General features: G+C 67.8%; 18 protein-coding genes and 1 pseudogene. 11 read left to right on the top strand and 8 right to left on the bottom strand.

Going from position 1 to position 18413, the window contains the following annotated elements; all coding sequences use genetic code 11:
* Window positions 1-30: 30 nt before the first annotated feature.
* The 9 genes from KUG43_RS11430 to gltS all read left to right on the top strand — a co-directional run bounded on the left by KUG43_RS11430 (window position 31) and on the right by gltS (window position 10706).
* Entirely contained in the window at window positions 31-1131 is a 1101-nt protein-coding gene (locus tag KUG43_RS11430; protein ID WP_353618013.1) for an efflux RND transporter periplasmic adaptor subunit, read from the top strand.
* A gap of 6 nt (window positions 1132-1137) precedes the next feature.
* On the top strand, window positions 1138-4437 hold the full coding sequence (locus tag KUG43_RS11425; RefSeq protein WP_216909139.1) for an efflux RND transporter permease subunit: 3300 nt from the start codon (window positions 1138-1140) through the stop codon (window positions 4435-4437).
* Between the two features lie 111 nt (window positions 4438-4548).
* Window positions 4549-4980: a hypothetical protein gene (locus KUG43_RS11420; protein ID WP_216909137.1), complete on the top strand. Its 432-nt coding sequence runs from the start codon at window positions 4549-4551 to the stop codon at window positions 4978-4980.
* A 114-nt stretch (window positions 4981-5094) separates the two neighbouring features.
* Window positions 5095-5994: a lytic transglycosylase gene (locus tag KUG43_RS11415; RefSeq protein ID WP_216909135.1), complete on the top strand. Its 900-nt coding sequence runs from the start codon at window positions 5095-5097 to the stop codon at window positions 5992-5994.
* A gap of 106 nt (window positions 5995-6100) precedes the next feature.
* The gene (locus tag KUG43_RS11410; RefSeq protein WP_216909133.1) at window positions 6101-6877 is read left to right on the top strand and encodes a proteasome-type protease; all 777 of its coding nucleotides are present in this window, start codon (window positions 6101-6103) and stop codon (window positions 6875-6877) included.
* A gap of 15 nt (window positions 6878-6892) precedes the next feature.
* The gene (glsA, locus tag KUG43_RS11405) at window positions 6893-7879 is read left to right on the top strand and encodes a glutaminase A (protein WP_216909132.1); all 987 of its coding nucleotides are present in this window, start codon (window positions 6893-6895) and stop codon (window positions 7877-7879) included.
* 74 nt (window positions 7880-7953) lie between these two features.
* Window positions 7954-8958, top strand: a complete 1005-nt coding sequence (locus KUG43_RS11400; RefSeq protein ID WP_216909130.1) for an AI-2E family transporter — start codon at window positions 7954-7956, stop codon at window positions 8956-8958.
* 69 nt (window positions 8959-9027) lie between these two features.
* On the top strand, window positions 9028-9501 hold the full coding sequence (locus KUG43_RS11395) for a hypothetical protein (protein WP_216909128.1): 474 nt from the start codon (window positions 9028-9030) through the stop codon (window positions 9499-9501).
* Window positions 9502-9506: 5 nt separating this feature from the next.
* Window positions 9507-10706 (top strand): sodium/glutamate symporter, encoded by a 1200-nt coding sequence (gltS, locus tag KUG43_RS11390; RefSeq protein WP_216909126.1) that lies wholly within the window; start codon window positions 9507-9509, stop codon window positions 10704-10706.
* Window positions 10707-10733: 27 nt separating this feature from the next.
* Here the strand turns inward: gltS and KUG43_RS11385 are convergent, their stop codons facing one another.
* Window positions 10734-12095, bottom strand: coding sequence for a carbohydrate porin (locus KUG43_RS11385; protein WP_216909124.1), 1362 nt, complete (start codon window positions 12093-12095; stop codon window positions 10734-10736).
* 13 nt (window positions 12096-12108) lie between these two features.
* Window positions 12109-13755 carry an alpha-D-glucose phosphate-specific phosphoglucomutase gene (locus KUG43_RS11380; protein WP_216909122.1) on the bottom strand — a complete coding sequence of 549 codons (1647 nt, stop codon included), beginning with the start codon at window positions 13753-13755 and terminating at the stop codon, window positions 12109-12111.
* 114 nt (window positions 13756-13869) lie between these two features.
* On the opposite strand from KUG43_RS11380, the gene KUG43_RS11375 reads away from it, so the two are divergent.
* Both KUG43_RS11375 and KUG43_RS11370 read left to right on the top strand, forming a co-directional pair.
* Window positions 13870-14292 (top strand): hypothetical protein, encoded by a 423-nt coding sequence (locus KUG43_RS11375; protein WP_216909120.1) that lies wholly within the window; start codon window positions 13870-13872, stop codon window positions 14290-14292.
* 13 nt (window positions 14293-14305) lie between these two features.
* Window positions 14306-14548 (top strand): hypothetical protein, encoded by a 243-nt coding sequence (locus tag KUG43_RS11370; RefSeq protein ID WP_216909118.1) that lies wholly within the window; start codon window positions 14306-14308, stop codon window positions 14546-14548.
* Here the strand turns inward: KUG43_RS11370 and KUG43_RS11365 are convergent.
* From KUG43_RS11365 to KUG43_RS17065, 6 genes and pseudogenes are all read right to left on the bottom strand, one after another.
* On the bottom strand, window positions 14529-15005 hold the full coding sequence (locus KUG43_RS11365; RefSeq protein ID WP_286194683.1) for a hypothetical protein: 477 nt from the start codon (window positions 15003-15005) through the stop codon (window positions 14529-14531). The two genes, KUG43_RS11370 and KUG43_RS11365, sit on opposite strands and share 20 nt — an antisense overlap.
* A gap of 35 nt (window positions 15006-15040) precedes the next feature.
* Entirely contained in the window at window positions 15041-16243 is a 1203-nt protein-coding gene (locus tag KUG43_RS11360) for an FAD-dependent monooxygenase (protein ID WP_353618012.1), read from the bottom strand.
* Window positions 16244-16281: 38 nt separating this feature from the next.
* Window positions 16282-16542 carry a hypothetical protein gene (locus tag KUG43_RS11355; RefSeq protein WP_216909197.1) on the bottom strand — a complete coding sequence of 87 codons (261 nt, stop codon included), beginning with the start codon at window positions 16540-16542 and terminating at the stop codon, window positions 16282-16284.
* Window positions 16543-16559: 17 nt separating this feature from the next.
* A complete protein-coding gene (locus KUG43_RS11350; RefSeq protein WP_286194682.1) occupies window positions 16560-17990 on the bottom strand; it encodes a phospholipase D-like domain-containing protein in 1431 nt (476 codons plus the stop codon).
* A gap of 76 nt (window positions 17991-18066) precedes the next feature.
* Window positions 18067-18273 carry a DUF8677 family protein gene (locus tag KUG43_RS11345; protein ID WP_216909116.1) on the bottom strand — a complete coding sequence of 69 codons (207 nt, stop codon included), beginning with the start codon at window positions 18271-18273 and terminating at the stop codon, window positions 18067-18069.
* Window positions 18273-18413 (bottom strand): annotated as a pseudogene (locus KUG43_RS17065) (DUF4912 domain-containing protein); the annotation flags it as partial. The gene KUG43_RS11345 and the pseudogene KUG43_RS17065, both read right to left, overlap by 1 nt.

Genomic DNA, 18413 nt, shown 5'->3' with positions numbered 1-18413 from the left:
TTTCCCCCCCTCCTTCCTCTGGCGCTGCTGTTGGCAGCCTGCGGCGCCCCTAAGCCCGAGGCCCGACAGCCCCTGGTGGTGCAGACGGTGACGGTGGGGGAGTTCCGCTTCGCCCCGAGCATCGAGACGATCAGCGTCATTGAGTCCACTTCCAACGTGGTGATGCGGCCCCAGTCCGATGGTCGGGTGGTGCGCATCCTGGCCAGGGAGGGCCAGCGGGTGAAGGCGGGCCAGCCCATCCTCGTGCTCGACAACGTGCAGGAATCGGCCACCCTCGATTCCGACCGGGCCGAGGCGATCAAGGATCGCGTCAATGCCGAGCGCTACGTCTTCCTCAACGAGCAGGGCGCGGTGTCGACCAAAGATCGGGATGCCTACATCACCCAGGCGATCCAGAGCCGCGACCAGGCCCGCTCCAGCGCCGCCACCCTGGGCTACAAGTTCGTCACCGCCCCCATCGACGGCGAAATCGGCAACCTCGACTCGGTCAAGCTTGGCGATTACGTGCGCCAGGGCCAGGCGATCACCGGAATCGTCAATAACAGCTCCCTCTGGACCCTGATGGATGTGCCCGCCACCCAGTCCAGCCAGGTGAAGATCGGCCAGCCGGTTCAGGTGGAGAGCCAGAGCAATCCTCCGGTGAAGGGCGTGGGCCAGGTGGTGTTCGTCTCCCCCTACTTCGCCACCGCCAGCCAGCAGGGTTCCTCCACCCAGCCGAATACGGTGCTGGTGAAAGCGGTGTTTCCGAATCTCACCGGGATCCTGAAAACCGGCCAGTACGTGCGCAACCGCATCATCACCGGCACCAGTGACCAGCTGGCGGTGCCGGTGGAGGCGGTGATGATGCAGGCCCAGCAACCGTTCGTTTACAAGGTGCTGCCCCTCGCCACAATCCTGCCCCAGATCAAGGCCTCCGATCAGCTGTTGCCCGCCCAGAAAAAGCAGCTGGAGAAACTTCCCGGCACGACGCCGGTGGTGGTGCAGACGGCGGTGACGCTCGGCAAGTTACAGAACAATGCCTATCCGGTGCTGTCCGGCCTGGCCAAGGGGGATGAGGTGGTGGTGAGTAACACGGCCCTGCTGCGCTCCGGCATGCCGGTGCGGCGGGCGACGGCTCCGGCGGCGAGCTGAGCCCAGATGTCGTTCTCCGATAACTTCATCAAGCGGCCGGTTCTGACCACCGTCTGCAGCATCCTGATCGTGCTGGTGGGCCTGATTGCCATCCCCACGCTGTCGATCGAGAACCTCCCGAACATTGCCCCACCCCTGATCCAGGTGACCTCCAACTACGGAGGTGCCAATTCCCTGGTCACCGAGCAGGCGGTGACCAATCCCATCGAGCAGCAGATCAACGGGGTTCCCGGGGCCAATTACATCTCCTCGACCAGCAACATGTCTGGGACGAGCACGATTCAGGTGTTCTTCAACGAAGGGACTGATATCAACATCGACCAGGTGAACGTTCAGAACCGCGTCTCCCTGGCGATGCCCCAGTTGCCCCAGCAGGTGCAGGCCACCGGCGTTTCGGTGATGCAGAGCACCCCGTCGATCCTGCTGGCCTATCAGGTCACGTCGACGGAAGGTCAGTTCGATGCCTCCTATCTCAATGGTCTGATCTATCAGAACCTTTATTTTCAGCTGGAGAGGGTGCCCGGCGTGGCCACCGTCAACCTGCTCGGTGGCAGCAATCCGGCCTTCTGGTTGTTCGTCGATGCCAACAAGCTGACCGCCAACAACCTCACCGCCGACCAGGTGGTGAATGCGGTGAGCAGCCAGAACACGGTGGCGATCGGCGGCCTTGTGGGGGGAGCGCCGGCGGGGGGAAACCAGAAGTTTGCTTACCCGATCCTGGTGGAGAACAACGGCAACCTGGTGTCGGTTGAGGAACTCAACAATCTGATCGTCGGCCGCACGCCCGCCGGCAACCTGCTGCGGCTCAAGGATGTGGGCGAAGCCACCTACGGCACCAACACCTACGCCCAGCAGGCCGTCAGCATCGAAGGCCACCCCTCGATCACGGTGGCCGTCTTCCAGACCCCCGAGAGCAATGCCCTCGATGTCTCAAACCAGGTGGTGGCGGTGATGAACCAGTTCACCCAGACCGTCCCTCCGGGGGTCAAGGTGTTCGAGATCTACAACATCGGCCAGTTCATCGAATCGGCCGTGGAGGGGGTGGTGGATGCCCTCGGCCTGGCCATCGTGCTGGTGCTGCTGATCCTGTTCCTGTTTCTGCAGGATTGGCGGGCCACGGTGGTGCCCAGCCTGGCGATTCCGATCTCCCTGATCGGCACCTTCGCCTTCGTGAAGATCTTCGGCTTCTCGATCAACCAGCTCACCCTGCTGGGCCTGGTGCTGGCCACGGGCCTGGTGGTGGATGACGCCATCGTGGTGATCGAGGCGGTGGAGAAGAACCTGGAAAAGGGGATGCGTCCCCGCCAGGCCGCGATGGAGTGCATGGGGGAATTGTTTGGCGCCCTGGTGGCCACCGCCCTGGTGTTGATGGCGGTGTTCGTGCCCGTGGCCTTTTACCCCGGCGGCATTGGCATCATCTACAAACAGTTCGCCCTCACGATTGCCTTTTCGATTGCGATCTCCGCCTTCAATGCGCTCACCTTCTCCCCCATGCTCTCGGCCCTGCTGCTCAGGAGCCAGAAGTCGGCGCCCCCGGGACGGCTGGTGGGCATCATCGGTGGTGTGGTGGTGGGACTGGCCTTCGGCCGTTTCAGCGCCGCCTCCTTCGGCAACCTCACCTACGTGCTCGGTGTGGTCGTCGGGGTGCTCGCCGGCGCCAATCTGGTCTGGATCTTCAACCGCTTCAACGCCTTCTTCTCCCGTCTGGAGCGGGGCTACGCCACGATGGTGGGGGCCCTGATCGCCCGGCGCCGCTGGATCCTGGTGGGCCTGGGTGGCGGCATCGCCCTCACCTTGTTCGCCTTCAGCGCCCTCCCCTCCGCCTTCATTCCGGAGGAAGACCAGGGCTATGGCATGGGCATCTTTCAGCTCCAGAACGGTGCCTCCCTCAGCCAGACCCAGGGCACCGGCCTGGAGGTAGCCAAGGTGCTCAATGCCGAGCCGGAGATCATCGCCGGGTCGGTGGTGAGTGGTTACGGCTTCAACGGCGCCAGTCCTGATCAGGGGGTGTTCTTCTTCGGCTTCAAGCCGCTGGAGGAGCGCAGCAGCGTCGCCCAGAAGGCGCCGGCGATCATCAACCGGCTCAACGCCAAGCTCAGCCAGATCAGCTCCGGCATGGCGGTCGCCGCCCAGCCGCCGGCGATCCCGGGCTTCTCCGCCCAGGGCGGCTTCTATTTCCAGTTCAACGACCTCAGCAATGGGGCCTACACCTTCAACCAGCTCAATGATCAGGCCAAGCAACTGATCCAGGCGGGAACGGCCAGCGGCGGCTTCTCCACCCTCTACACCCAGTTCATTCCCAGCGCCCCGGCCTTCGGGCTGAAGATCGACCGCTCGATCCTCGGGGCCCTCAACGTCGACTTCCAGCAGGCGATGCAGACCATCGCCGTGCTGGCGGGCAGCAACTACTCCGGCCTCACCTATGAGAGTGGCCAGGTCAGGAACATCTACGTGCAGGCCGCGGCGGGCAACCGCAGTTCCCTGGACGATGTGCTCAGTTACTACGTGCGCAGCAAGGACGACAAGCTGGTCCAGGTGTCGGAGTTTGCCACGGCGGAACTCACCAGCGCGCCGCCGGTGGTCAGCCACTTCAACCTCTACCGCACGATCCTGATCCAGGGGGCGGAGGCGGTTGGCAAGAGTTCCGGCCAGGCCCTGACGCTGATCCAGGACCTGTTCCGTGCCCAAGACTTCAACAACATCGGCTATGCCTTCACAGGCCTCGCCGCCCTGCAACTTTCGGCGGGCAATGCCAGCGTGCTGGTGTTCGGCCTTGGGATCCTGGTGGTCTATCTGGTGCTCTCGGCCCAGTACGAGAGCTATGTGACGCCGGTGATCATCCTGATGACCGTGCCCCTGGCCATGCTCGGCGCCCTGGCGTTCCTGGCCCTGCGCTCGATCGATCTCAACATCTACGCCCAGGTGGGCCTGGTGACCTTGATCGGCCTGGCGGCCAAGAACGGCATCCTGATCGTGGAAGTGGCCGAGCAGCACATGAAGGAGGGCATGACGGCCGCCGAGGCCGCCATCGCCTCGGCCGAATCGCGGCTGCGGCCGATCCTGATGACGGCCATCGCCGCCCTGGCCGGCTTCCTGCCCCTGGTGGTGGCCACCACGGCGGGGGCCAACAGCCAGCAGTCCCTGGGGACCGTGATCTTCGGCGGCCTGCTGGTGGCCACGGTGCTGTCGCTTGGGGTGGTGCCCCCCTTCTATGTGGTGGTGAAGGCCCTGGAGGACCGCTGGTTCGGCGAGTCCGAAACCGAGTCGACCGATCTGGCCGTCGCCCGGGACAACCCCCCCGGCTAGGAGCCACCCTGACTGCGCCCGTGTAACGAATCATGGGCCGGCCTGGCTGCGGCATTGCGGTCGCTGGGCCAGGCCGTGAGGATCGTCCAAAGGGGTTGTGGAGAGATCGCCATGTTGCCGACGCTTGCCGAACGGTTGCGGGAGCAGCAGGCCAGGAGCAGGAGCCGGCCCCCATCGCGCCAGCCCTGGCCTCTGCCCACCGAGCCGCCCACCGCCCTGCTGTTCCAGCCGCTGCAGCAGGCGGCAGAGCCGGTCGCCGCTGCCGCCGCGGAGCCCGTCGCCCCCTCGGCGCCCCCGATCCGGACGGCCCAGGCCGAGGCGCTGCTGCTGTGCGTCTGGGCCGTGCTGGTGGTGATCGATGGGGCACTGGCGCTGGCCGCCCTGATTGATCGCCTGGCCTCCCATGAGCGCGGAAGCTCCGGACAGCGCCCCCGGAAGAGGGCCACCCTGGCGGTGTCATCGGCAGGACGTCCTGATCTTCCTAGGGAGACGGAAGCCACAGGGTTGCTGCAGAGATGCCGCTCGTTGGCGCCTTCGTTATGACACAACGTTGTAACGTCTTGATGTAACACATCGATGATCAATTCTGGCCGCTTGTTGGCTGATTGTCTTTTCTGTAAGGCAAGTCCCTCTGGTAGTTTCGTTGTGCAGAATGCGATGGGGAGCGTGAGTCGAACAGGAGCGGTAACGAAGGGGTTTCTGGCAGCCCTTGTTCTCTCTTTTGCCGGGATCGGCCCCAGCTCCGACGCCTTCGCCCAGGCGGCGCCTCCTGTGCGCAGCGTGAAGGTTGTTCAGGGGGACACGCTCGAGGCCCTGGCTGCCCGCTATGGCGTGAGTGTGCAGGACTTGATGCGGCTGAACACGATCACCCGGCCAGAGGAGCTGCAGATCGGCCAGTCACTGAAACTGCCGCCATCGAAGGGCCTTGTGCAGGTGCGTACGGGTGACACGTTGGCTGTCCTGGCGTCCCGCCACCGCACCACCGTGGCGGAGCTACAGAAGGTCAATCCCGGGGTGAAGCCCGACCAGTTGAAGGTCGGCGCCTGGCTGAAGCTGCCTGCGGCGCCCCCTGTGGCCAAGGCCAAGCCGACGGCAACCGCCACCGCCAAGCCTGCAGCCAAACCCACGGCCACGGCCACGGTTGCCGCCAAGCCCCCGGCCACGACCAAGCCCCCGGCGCCGGCCAGTCCGCCTGTCGTGAAGGCCCCGACGCCCACTGCCCCCCCCTCGCCCCTGCCGCCACAACCGGGGGAGGCGGTGCGCTGGAGGTTCTATGGCAACACCCTCGTCGACTGGGGCGGCTGGAAGCTCCACCCCGGTGGTGTGCGGGTCAGCCTGGTGCAGCCCAACCAGGCGGAGGTCGGGCCGATCCGGGCGCAGGCGACGGCCGTGGCGGTGCATTGCGGCAGCCTGCGCCAGGCCTGGCTGATCAATGGGGCATGGGATCCCTGGACCGTTCCCGAGAGCCGTTCGGTGGCCCAACAGATCGTCCTGGATCTCTGCGCCAACGTGAGCGATCCCACCGCCCCGGCCGTTCCGCCCCCTTCCGCCCCTTGAGGGCCTGAGCAGCGGTGGCGCCTGTGGGGGTGATCTTGATCACTTTCGGGGTCTTTGATTGTGGCAATGAGCTAGCCTTCATGCGCCAAATTTGCTGCCTTTCACGGTGACATATTGCATCGGCTACTGGCTGGAGAAGGGTCTGGTGATGGTCTCTGATTCCCGCACGAATGCTGGAGTTGACTACATCTCCAGCTACAGCAAGATGCATGTGTTTCAGCCGTCGTCGGATCGGCTGTTCGTGCTCCTGGCGGCGGGAAATCTGGCCACCACCCAGGCCGTGATCAGCTGGATCCGCCGGGATCTTGACCGGCCGGCCGAGGCCTTCGTCGCCGGGGCCAGGGATCTGCGCTCCTGTGATTATCTGTTTGAGGCGGCCGCCTACATCGGCCGGGTGAGCGTGGCGGTGCAGCAGGAGAATGCCGCTGCCTTGCAGCAGGCGGGAGCCAGTGGGGGGGCCTCCTTCATCCTGGGCGGCCAGATCGCCGGGGAGGCCCACGGTCTGTATCTGGTTTATCCCCAGGGCAACGCCATCATGGCCACCCGCGAAACGCCCTACCTGCAGATCGGCGAAACGAAATATGGCAAACCTCCCCTCGATAACGTCGGCCACACCAACCTCTCCTTGGAGGATGCCGCCCGCCTCTGCCTGATCTCGGAGGTGCTCACCCAGCGCTCCAATCTCACGGTGGGACCTCCGTTCGAGCTGGCCATCCTTCCCGCCGATGCGCTGGCGCTGGCCCATCGGCTGACCTTGGGGGCGGAGGCGCCGGAACTGGCCGCCATGGTCGAGACCTGGAGCGATGCCCAGCGGGAGGCGTTGCACCGCCTGCCCAGCTTCCCCTGGGAGCAGTCGTCTCCGCAGCTGTCGTCGCCAACCTGATCCCGCTTTCCCTCCATGTGGTCCGTTTCCGAATGGGTGTCCAACGGCCACCTGCCCACGGCCGAGGTGGTGCAGGCGCTGGTGGCGGAGGCCCATGGCCGCTTCGCGCCGGTTCTGGATGGCCAGGTGGCCGACTACATCCCCGCCCTGGCGGCAGCCGCCCCCGAGCATTTCGGGCTTTGTGTGTCGAGTTGCGGGGGGGCGTTGTTCGAGGCGGGTGAGGCCCGGGTGGCCTTCAGCATCCAGAGCATCTCCAAGCCGTTCCTGTTCGCGTTGATCTGCCAGGCCATCGGTGAGGAGGAGGCCCGCGAGAAGCTCGGCGTCAACAGCACCGGCCTGCCGTTCAATTCCGTCCTGGCGGTGGAGCGCAGCGGTGAGGGTCTTTCCAATCCGATGGTGAACGCCGGGGCGATCGCCGCCACCAGCCTGGCGCCAGGGGCCAGCAGCGAAGACAAATGGGCCTTCATCCAAGAGGGCTTCTCCCGTTTCGCCGGCCGAACGCTGGAGGTCGACGAGCGGGTCTTCGATTCGGAGCTGGCCAGCAATCGCCGCAACGCCGGTCTGGCCACGCTGCTGAGCGACCATGACCGCATCTGGTGGGATCCCGACGAGGCCACCGAGCTCTACACCCGCCAGTGTTCCCTGAGTGTCACGGCGGCCGACCTGGCCGTGATGGCCGCCACCCTGGCCAATGGCGGATGCCAGCCGGTCACGGGCGAGCAGGTGATCGAGGCGATTCATTGCCAGCACGTGCTGGCGGTGATGGTGACGGCGGGGCTCTACGAAACCTCTGGCGACTGGCTGTATGCCACCGGCCTGCCGGGGAAGAGCGGCGTGGCCGGAGGCATGATCACCGTGGCCCCGGGCAAGGGGGGCCTGGCGACGTATTCGCCTCCCCTCGATGAGGCGGGCAACAGTGTGCGCGGCCAGCTCACCGCGCGCTTTCTCTCCGAACGCCTGGGCCTGAATCTGTTCGCCTCCCGGCCCGAGGGGAGCCGCTGAAGCATGGTCGCCGCAAGGGAGATGACGGCCTCGCCTGTCTACGATCCAGCTTCAGCAGGGGGCCTTTTGTCGCCATGATCAGCACCACCAATCTCGTGCGCTATCTCCTGCTGGTGGCCTGTATCGGCGTCACGGTGGTGATCTTCAACTACTTTTCGGGCACGATTGCGGTGTTCACGGCAGCCGCCATCGTGGCGGCCCTGCTCAACATCCCGGTGAAGTGGCTGTGCCGCTATCTGCCGCGGGGATGGTCGATCGCCGCCGTTTCCTGCGGCGCCCTGATCCTGCTGGTGGGCTTCGTCACTGGCATTGGCCTGCAGGTGCTCAACCAGGGCCAGGGTCTGCTGCTGGATCTGCAAGGCACCTTGAAGCAGCAGGACCTCACGCCCTTGCATCAATACCTCAAAACCTATGGATTCGACAGAATCACAACGCTGCTGCAGGAGGGCCTGCTGACGGGACTGGGGTTGTTGCAAACCGTGTTTTCCGGGATCTTCACGCTGATTTTCGGTGCGGTGATCAGTCTCTACATGCTGATCGACGGGGAGAAGCTCTGGAAAGGATTCCTGGGGCTGATTCCTGAGCGGCACCGTGATCGTTTCGCCGAGACCTTTCTGCAGAGCGTCCTGGGATTCATTCGCGGTCAGCTGCTGCTGATGGTATTTCTGACCGTCTCAACGGCCGTGATCTTCCCGCTGCTCGGTGTGAAATACAGCTTGATTCTGGCCGTCATTGTGGGGGTTCTTGATGTGATCCCCGGGATCGGCGCCACCCTTGGCATCGTGTTGATCTCGTTGATGGTCTTCGCCTCCCAGGGGGGAGACATCGGCTTGCGGGCCTTGATCGCGTCCGTGCTGCTCGGTCAGATTCAGGACAACATCGTCCGGCCCAAGGTGATGGGTGAGGCGATGGAGCTCAATCCGGTGATTCTCTTTTTGGCCCTGTTCATCGGACAGCGGGTCGCTGGCCTGTTGGGGGTGTTCCTTTCGATCCCCATTGCCGGCATGATCGCAATCTGGATTCATTCCGAACGCCAGCAGCAGGAAGCCATCATTCTCACCCCGGCGGTTGAGGATTAGACCGCCGACCACGGCCAGGCCCCCGTCTTGCAGGCGTCTGTCATGCTGCTCTTAACCGATCTCCTCGCTATGCCCTTGCCTGTGAATCGCGCGATCCTTGCCACCCTCACGGCCCTTGCCGCTACGGCGGCCACCGGAGTTCCGGCGGCGCAGGCCAGCTGCCGCTTTCTGATGCCACTTGGGGGCGGCGGCAACCCGGTGGTGTCCAAGCGGATCGGGCCGGACCGGCTCGTGGGCCGGACGAACTGGAACACCGACTTCATCGTGGATCGCAACTTCCGCAGTTATCGCTTCTTCTTCACATCGGCCTCCACCGAGCGGGCCAGCTTCCCGGTGTCCGGCTTCATGGTGTTCACCGACGGCAGCAACCTGCAGGTGATCAACGAAACACCGACCTTTGAGCCAGGCACGGGCCGGATGTTCGGACCTTTCCAGGCGGTTCCTGGCAAGCGCACCAGGCTGATGAATTTCCGGGTGGGCTCGTCCACCACACCGGCCGCCCTTGGATTCAGCTATCGCATCTCTGTCCAGGGCTGTGATTAAAACCCATGCAGTTTGAAAGCTTCGCGACCTTCAACATCGCCATCGTGGTGCTGGCGATCGGTCGTTGGCTGAACCGGAAGGTGGGCTTCCTGCGGGAGTTCAACATTCCAGAGCCGGTCACCAGCGGGCTGCTCGTTTGTCTTCTTCTGGCCCTGGTCCATGCGATCAACGGGACGGAGATCAGCTTCAATCTGCAGACGCGGGATTTTCTGCTGCTCTATTTCTTTGCGGCCATCGGCCTCAATGCCGACATCAAGACCCTGCTGTCGGGGGGGTGGCCCCTGCTGATCCTGGTGGGCACCACCGTGGGTTACATGATCCTGCAGAACCTCACCGGGATCGGCATGGCCGCGCTGCTGGGGCTGAATCCCCTGGTGGGTCTGCTGGGGGGGTCGGTGTCTCTGCTGGGGGGGCACGGCACGGCGATCGCCTGGGCACCCCGCTTCGCCGAGAGCCACGGCATCAGCAATGCCCTTGAGATCGGCATCGCCTGCGCCACCTTCGGTCTGGTGCTGGCCTCGCTGATGGGCGGACCGATCGCCCGGATCCTGATCCGCCGCCACCGGCTCAAGACGCCGCAGGCCGCGGCCATGGCCGAGCCCGAGGGCGGCACCCCGGACAGGGAGCAGGAGGCGGTCACCTACTTCAGCCTGCTGGGCACTCTCTTCTGGCTCAACGTCAGCCTGGGCCTGGGGGAGGTGCTGCATGAGGTGCTGAAGGCCGCCGGCAGCAACCTGCCCCTGTTCGTCTGCTGCCTGTTCGCGGCGATCTTCCTCACCAACACCGTGCCGCGGCTGCTGCCGATCCGTTGCCTGGCCGCCCCTCGCTCCCTGGCCATCGTCTCGGACATCGCCCTGGGCATCTTCCTGACGATGTCCCTGATGAGCCTGCAGCTCTGGACCATCGCCTCCCTCGCGGGCCCCATCCTGGCCATCCTCGCCGCCCAGTTCGTGGTGTCCTTCCTGTTCGCCCTGTTCGTGGTGTTCAAGGTGATGGGCCGCGACTACGAGGCCGCCGTGATCTGCGCCGGCTTCGGTGGCATCTCCCTGGGGGCCACCCCCACGGCGATGGCCAACATGTCGGCGGTGGCGCAGACCTACGGCCCCGCCCACCGGGCCTTCATCATCGTGCCGCTGGTGTCGGGCTTCTTCGTGGACATCAGCAACGCCGTGGTGATCCAGCGTTTCCTCAACTGGTTCGGCTGATCCGGTGGTGGTTTCGGGGCGGAGGACTCAGAAGCGCAGGGTCGTCCGGACCAGTCCGGCCCACACACCGAGGCTGGCTTCCCCTGACGCTGCGGGGAACAGCAGGGCCTGGGAGATCTCCGAGCTTCCGGTGAGGGCGCCCCTGGGCCGACTCAGCCAGAAGAGTGCCGGCGTCACCGAGAGCTCATCGCTGAGCTGGATCCGGTAGAAGAGCTCGAAGGCCAGCCCCCGTTCGTCGATCGCGCTCTGGCTGGGCGTCTGGATCGCGACCACTTGGGCTGGGGAGCCGACGGCCAGCCCCAGGCTGTTGCCTACCCCCAGGACGTCGCTCCAGACCAGGCCGGTGTACCAGGAGCGGCTGCGCACCCCCGAGAGGCCGGCCACCGCCGGGGTGCCGAAGCGGAAGGAGTCCTGGCCCCAGCCGGCGCTGATCGAGGGGAGCCAGCCGGAGCGGCGGGGCTGCCAGTAGCCCGCCAGCGACCAGGATCCCAGGTTGCCGTCGCGGCCAGCGGACGCCAGCTGACTGGCCAGGGGGGTGCCCCGGAGCCGCACCGGGGGGCCGCTCAGGCTGTAGGCGCCGGTGATGTTCCACTGGGGCCGGCTCAGGGCCAGCTGCAGGGTGCTGGTCTGGGAGGAGGAGCCGGAGAACAGGCCAGCCCCCTGCGCGCTGCCCCCGGCCTGGCCGGCCACGTAGGCGTAGCCCAGGCTCAGCCCCTGCAAATCGCCGCGGGGCTGCCACCAGAGTCCGAAGCCTCCCCCCAGCCGTTTGCTGTAGGTGCCGGGCGAGCCGGCGAACTGGAACAGATCCAGGATCGGCGAGGCGTTGTAGACACTCGGCCAGACGGGGAGCATGTCGAGCTGCATGATCCGTGGCCCGACGCTGAGCCGGATCTCGGGGCTGAGCGGCAGCTGCAGGTAGGCCCTGTTGATGCTCACCAGCCGGCCGGAGCACCCCTGCTCCCCCGCGGCGCAGGCCGGTTCCTGGAAGGCCACATCCAGGCGCGTCAGGGGGGTGGGCGGGTTGGAGAAGAAGCCGGAGGGGGCGAAGTCGCCGCTGCGCAGGCGGATTCGGAACAGGTCCTGGCCCGTGAAGCTGGTGTCGATCGTCAGGCGCAGCTCGTGGTTGAGGCTGACGCCGTTCAGCAGCGGCGCCCCCACCGCGGTGTTGCGGGCACGGTCCACCGCACTGCCGTCGTACTGGAGGGCCCCCAGGACGCCGTTGATCTGCAGGTTGACGGTGGTGGTGGGCGCGAAACGGGTGGCCTCGAGCGCCTCGACGGCCGCCTGGGGCGCCGGCGCCGGCAGCAGGTCCTGGGCGAGCAGGGGCCCGTTGGCACTGCAGACCCAGGCCGCCATCAGCCAGGGAAGGGTGGCGCCGGGGGGCCTCATGGAGCCTGGCCGCTCAGGTGATCACGGTGGGCCGCTCCATGCCGGTGCGCACCCGGATCTCGGCAAGGGCGTCGATGGCGACGATCAGGTCCCCCAGGGCCAGCTGGGGGTCCAGGTCGAGGTCGCCGCTGGGGGGCACGTAGCTCTCCAGATACACCCGCAGCGTGGCCCCCTTGGTGCCAGTGCCCGAAAGCCTCAGCACCACGCGGCTGCCGTCGTCGAGAAGCACCCGCAGGCCCTGGCCCTTGCTGATCGAGCCATCCACCGGGTCGGTGTAGCCGAAATCGTCGGCGGCGCGGATCGTGCGGCCGGCGAAGGCCTGGCCGGGCAGGGCGGTGAGCATGCCGGAGATGCGGTCGTAGAGGCCATGGGCGGCCTCACTGGCCACCGCTTCGTAGTCGTGGCGTGAGTAGTAGTGGCGGCCGAAGCGGCTCCAGTGACCCGCCATCACCTCCGCCACCGAACAGCCGCGCACCGCCAGGATCTGCAGCCAGAACAGCACGGCCCAGAGGCCATCCTTCTCGCGGATGTGGTTGCTGCCGGTGCCGAAGCTCTCCTCGCCGCAGAGGGTGATCCGACCGGCATCGAGCAGGTTGCCGAAGAACTTCCAGCCCGTGGGGGTCTCGAAGCAGGGGATGCCCAGCTCGGCGGCCACCACGTCGGCGGCGGCGCTGGTGGGCATCGAGCGGGCCACGCCGGCCAGGCCATCGGCATAGCCGGGGGCCAGGGTGGCGTTGGCGGTGAGCACGGCCAGGCTGTCGCTGGGGTTCACGAAGCAGTTCCGGCCCAGGATCATGTTGCGGTCGCCGTCGCCGTCGCAGGCGGCGCCGAAGTCGTAGGCGCCGCCGCTCAGCAGCAGGTCGGCCAGCTCGTGGGCGTAGGTGAGGTTGGGGTCGGGGTGACCGCCGCCGAAGTCGGCCAGGGGCTGGCCGTTGCGCACCGTGCCGGCCGGGGCCCCCAGCAGCCCCTCGAACAGGCGGGAGGCGTAGGGGCCGGTGACGGCATGCATGGCATCGAAGGCCACGCGGAAGTCGCCCCGCAGCAGGGCGGCGATGCGGTCGAAGTCGAACAGCTTCTGCATCAACGCCACGTAGTCGTCGACCCCGTCGATCACCTCCACGGCCATGGCGCCGATGGTCGTCGTCCCGGGGGCGTCCAGGTTCAGGGGTTCGGCGTCAAGGATGCGGTAGCCCTCCAGGCTGAGGGTGGCCCCATGGATGGCATCGGTGACCGACTCCGGTGCCGGTCCGCCGTTGGCGCCGTTGATCTTGACGCCGAAGTCGCCGTCCAGACCGCCGGGGTTGTGGCTGGCCGAAAGGATGATCCCCGCCACGGCGCCGCGACGGCGGATCAGATGGGAGGCGGCCGGGGTGGAGAGGATGCCGCCGGTGGTGGTGATCAGACGGCTGACCCCATGGGCCGCCGCCATGCGGGCGATGACGCTGATGGCCGGGATGTTGCCGAAGCGGCCGTCGCCGCCGACCACCAGGGTGCCCCCCTCAATCCCGGGCACCACCCGCAGGGAGGCCTCGATGAAGCTCTCCAGGTAGTGGGGGGTCTGGAACTGGCGGGTGCTCTTGCGCAGGCCGGAGGTGCCGGGCTTCTGGTCGTCGAAGGGTCGCTCCAGCGCCACCTGACGCAGCTCGGTCGTCTTCGCCATGGCTGGCGTCCTGGGGGGTCGGGGACGACCCAAGTTACCTCCGGCGATTGTTCCGCTCCTGCTGCTGGTGGCGTCGACAGGGCTGGCTAGCGTGGGTTGAACTGCTTTGACCCCATGGCGCCACGGTTGCTCCCCTCCGCCCTGCGCACGGCCGCTGCCCTCGGTGCCACCGCCGCCGTCGCTGCGGCCGGAACTGTGGTGCTGAGCCTGTCCTCGGCGCGGGCGGCGGTGATGGGCGCCGCGAAGGCCCTTCCCTATGCCGAAGCCGTGGACCGCACCCACACCGCCGCCGAGGCCGTGCTGGCGGGGGCTGGGGCCGAAACCTGCCTGCGGGGCAAGCTGACCAATGCCCTGCTGGGGCTCTCGAGCAGCTGTGAGGCGAAGGGCGAGCGCAATGCGCTCTGTCAGCTGGCCGACAAGGCCGCCGTCGTGACGCCGATGAGCCTGGCCTTCATGCGCGACACCGCGACCCAGCTGCTGGCGTTGATCGAGGCCCCTGCGACCGGTAGCCCCAAGCCCACCCAGTCCCAGCCCTGACCTGCCGCCCTCCATGGACATCCAGCACCCTTCGGAAGACGGACCCCTCTCCCCCGACCAGATCCTGTTGCTTGAGCAGTTCCGCGATCGTGTCGAGGCGAAGATCAGCAACCACGGTCTCACCAGCGCCGATGTTTCGGATCTGGTGAAGGACCTGCGCGGCCATCCCCAGATGAGCCGCCTGATGATGGCGGAGCTGACCCAGGAGCTGCAGCGGCTGCTGCCGGGCCAACGCTTCAGTTTTGATTGGGATTGATCAGGTTCAGGCCCCCCTGGGGCCTTGGGGCGGCATTGGCCGCCGGCTTGGCGGTCGGCAACTGCAGGCGGCAGACGGCCGTGAGGCTGCGGGCGGCCCTGTCAATCTGTTCACGCCGCTCGAAGCTGTTGCTGGCGGCCACCACCGACCGTTGACGGATCGTCCAGAGCGTGTCCTTGCAGCTGGCCGGCAGGCGCGGGTGGTCGAGCAGGGGGTCGGCCAGGCTGCGGGCTTTGTCGCAGGGTTCGGCCGTGTTCTCGCGGCTGCAGGCCAGGGCGATCAGTTGCAGGGAGCGGAATTCGGCGGAGGGCGGAAACGGGGGCGGCTCCGGGGCGGCCCACAGGGGTGAGGCCCCCAGCAACGGCAGGCTCGCCAGCAGGGCCAGCAGGGCCAGGTGCGGCAGGGACGGCCGCAGGCGGCGTGGGCCGGGGTGGGTGACGGAAACGGTCCGGTCCATGGCTGGCGGGGAGGTCCCCCAATCATGGCCGCCGCTCAGAGGTCCGTGGCGATCGCCTCAACGCCGTTGCGCAGTTCCCACTGCGTGGCCCGCCAGCGCCGCTCCAGCAGGGGGCCGCTCCAGCGGGCGGTGCGGGCCAGCAGACTCCGCAGCCGGTGCCGCCGCCGCAGCAGATCGGCCCGGCGGGCTTCCTCCTGCTGCAGCTGCTGGATGCGCCGGATCTCCGGCAGCCGGCGGGCGGCGATCGCCGCTGTGGCTGCGTCGATGGCGGCCGGTTCAGCCTCCAGCAGGGCGGGTTCCAGGTGCCTGGCGGCCACCAGGGCATCGCGCAGGGCCATGTTGATCCCCTGGGCCCGCAGCGGGCTCATCGGGTGGGCGGCATCGCCGAGCAGCAGCAGGCCCGGCCGCTGCCAGCACGGGCACAGCCCCACCCGCACCGGCAGCCGCACCGGCCCCTGCACGGCCGCCGCCACCAAGCTCCGCAGCAACCGGGCCAGGGGCTCGGGGGCGTCCCGGGCCCAGAGCGCCAGCCACTCCCCGGGGCTGGCCGGGGTCGGAGCCGGGGCGGCGCCACCCGGCTCGATCGCCCAGCCGAGCTGCACGCCGCCACGGGCGGAGGGGAACAGGGCATAGCTGCCGGCGGCGCCCACCACGGTCACGAAGCGGCCGGCCAGCCAATGCACCAGCGCCTCGGATCCGGGGGCCTCCAGCCGGAACCAAAGCACGTCGAGGGGGCTGGGGGCGCTCTCCAGCTCCAGCCCCGCCTTGCGGCGCAGCATCGACTCCCGGCCATCGCAGGCCACCACCAGGTCGGCCTCCAGGGCGCTGCCGTCCGCCAGGCGCACCCCGGCGATGCGGCCGTCCTGCTCCAGCAGGTCGGTGGCGGCCTGGCCGGCGTGGAACCGGAAGCCTTCCAGCCGGCTCGCCTGGGCCAGCAACTCCTGCAGCAGCGTGTCCTGGTCGATCAGGGTGCAGGGGAGGGGGCTGCCCATGGGCTCGGGCGCCTCGAACAGGAGCTCGCCATCGAGGAAGAAGCTCCAGGCCGCCAGGGGCCGCTGGGCCACCGCCGGCGGCAGGGGCTGCAGGCCCATGGCGGCCAGGGCCGCCAGGCCGCTGGGCATCAGCCCCTCGCCGCGGAAGGGCCGGCCGCCACGGCCGGTGGCGTCGATCAGGTCGACCGGGAGGCCGCGGCGGGCCAGGAGCAGGGCCAGGCTGGCGCCGGCCGGACCGGCCCCCACCACCACCACCCGGCTGGCGGCGGGCCCGGACGGGCTGTTCAGGTGAAGGAGTTGTAGTTGAGGCCTTCCTCGGGGTTGGCGGTGTCCGCCCCCTGGAGCGAGTTCTTCATCCTGAGCAGGTAGTCGACCAGTTCCTGCTGAACGGTCAGCAGCTCGCTGGTGCAGCCCCGGAAGGCGGCACGGTGGCGGATTTCGTCGTGGCGGGTGTGCAGGTCCCGCAGCATCAGGTTGATGGCATCCAGGCGTGGGGTGACCTGGCGGGAGCTGGTGGGGGCGGCGGGAGTGGACACCGGGTCCATGGATCGTGTAATGAGCGTTACCGAATCGTAGTCGCCGCCGTGGGCGCGGCCGCGGCAGCCCGCTGTGTTCCGCTGCCACAGGTGCGCCGCCGCTGCTCCATGCGGCGCGCCAGCCGGCCGCTGACGCCCAGTTCGGCCCCACGCCAGAGGCGGTCGACTTCCGCTTCGAAGTGGCGCGCCAGCACGGGGGAGCGGATCAGCAGCAGGGTTTCATCGTTCTGGAACGCGGCTGAGGGGCTCCAGTTGAAGCTGCCGGTGATCACCTCCCGGCCATCGAGCACGGCGAACTTGTGGTGCAGTTTGTCGCCGCGGGCCAGCTGGGGCGTGCCCACCCCTTCCAGCGGCGCGCTCCAGGCCCGGTTGTCCGCCTCGATCTTGCAGTCCTGGTCGGGCAGGGCCACGCCGAGCAGGTCGAGGGTTTCGCTGAAGGCCCGGTTGGCGAAGCCCGGATCCGCCAGCAGACGCAGCTTCACGCCCCGGCCATGCAGCTCCTGCAACCGGTCGGCCAGGTTCTGGCCCGAGAAGACGAACAGGGCCAGATCGAGGCGCCGGCGGGTGGTGGCCAGCTTGGTTTCCAGCCAGGCCAGGCCGTGGTTGGGATCACGGCGGCGGTGGGGGGAGAAGAGCACCTCCACCGGTGTGCCGGCCACGTCGACCACCTGGGGGCCGCCGCCCTCCTTGGCGATGCCGAAGCGGCTGTCGGGTTGGCCGCCGGGGCCATCGCCCCAGAGCCGGGCGAATTCGGCGGCGAACACCCCGGCCAGGGCGGGACTGTCGAAGCGCAGCAGGTGGTTGGCGTTGCCGCGGGTGCTGGGCGCGCCCGCATCGCCATGGACGCAGGAGGGGCTGAAGTTGGCTGAGCCGGTCACGACCACCCGGCCGTCGACCACCAGGAACTTGTGGTGCATGAGGCCGCTGCCGCGGCTGCCGTCGGCCGTGTCATCAAGCAGCGGCACGCCGGCACGCTGCAGCACGGCGACGGCGTCCCCCTGGCCGAGGGCCGCCAGCTGCTGCTGGCGCTGGCGCTGGTGGGGCGGCAGATCCACCGGATGCTGCTGGCTCCAGGGGGTGCTGTAGAGGTTCTCGAGCACCACCCGCACCCGCACGCCGCGGCGGTGCCGTTCCGCCAGGGCCTCCGCCAGCGTGGGCAGCGAGAGTTCCTGCACCGCCACCAGGATCTCCTGGCGGGCCTCGCGGATGCTTTCGAGCAGCAGGGCCTCAAGGTCATCCCCCTGGCGCCACTGGCCGCTGATCGGGCTGCGGTAGCGGCTGTCGCCGCGGTGGTTGAAGGCTACCCGGATGCCCGCTGGCAGGGGCAGGGCCTGGGCCGATCCCCCGCTCAGGGCCGCCGGCGCGGGGCCGCAGCCCGCCAGCAGCAGGGGTGCGGCCAAGCCGGCGAGGGCCCCGGTGGCGCGCCGGAGCGGACAGAGGAAGACAGCAGGGACCATGGGCTGGCAGGCGCGGCAGGGTGCGCTGCTTCAGCCTTCCCGGCGGCGGACGTTTCCGGGGAGCCCCCGTGGCGACTCAGTGGTGACCGGGCATCTCCGAGGTGCTGAGCATGGCGACGAACCAGAGGGTGCCGATCACCACGGCGGCGATCACCCCCGAAGCGATGCTGACCCGCAGCATCAGGATCGGCACCACCAGCGGGAAGAGGATGGTGCCGGCCATGGGGGTGAGGGCCACGACCAGCTTGAGCAGGTTGCGGTTGGAGCTGGCGGGGGTGTCCATCAGAACCACTCGGCCACGGCCTGGCTGGCGGGGTTGCTGTTGTCTTCCGGCGTGGAGCGGCGGAATTCCATGGTGATGCTGCGCTTCTGCTCCCCGTCGGCGGCCACGGCCTCGATCGGATAGAGCTGCTGGCCATCACG

It is taken from the genome of Synechococcus sp. CCY 0621 (genome assembly GCF_019038465.1).
Taxonomy (GTDB): domain Bacteria; phylum Cyanobacteriota; class Cyanobacteriia; order PCC-6307; family Cyanobiaceae; genus Cyanobium.
The sequence above is the reverse complement of the archived record's forward strand: the minus strand, read 5'-3'. Positions and strand labels throughout refer to the sequence as shown.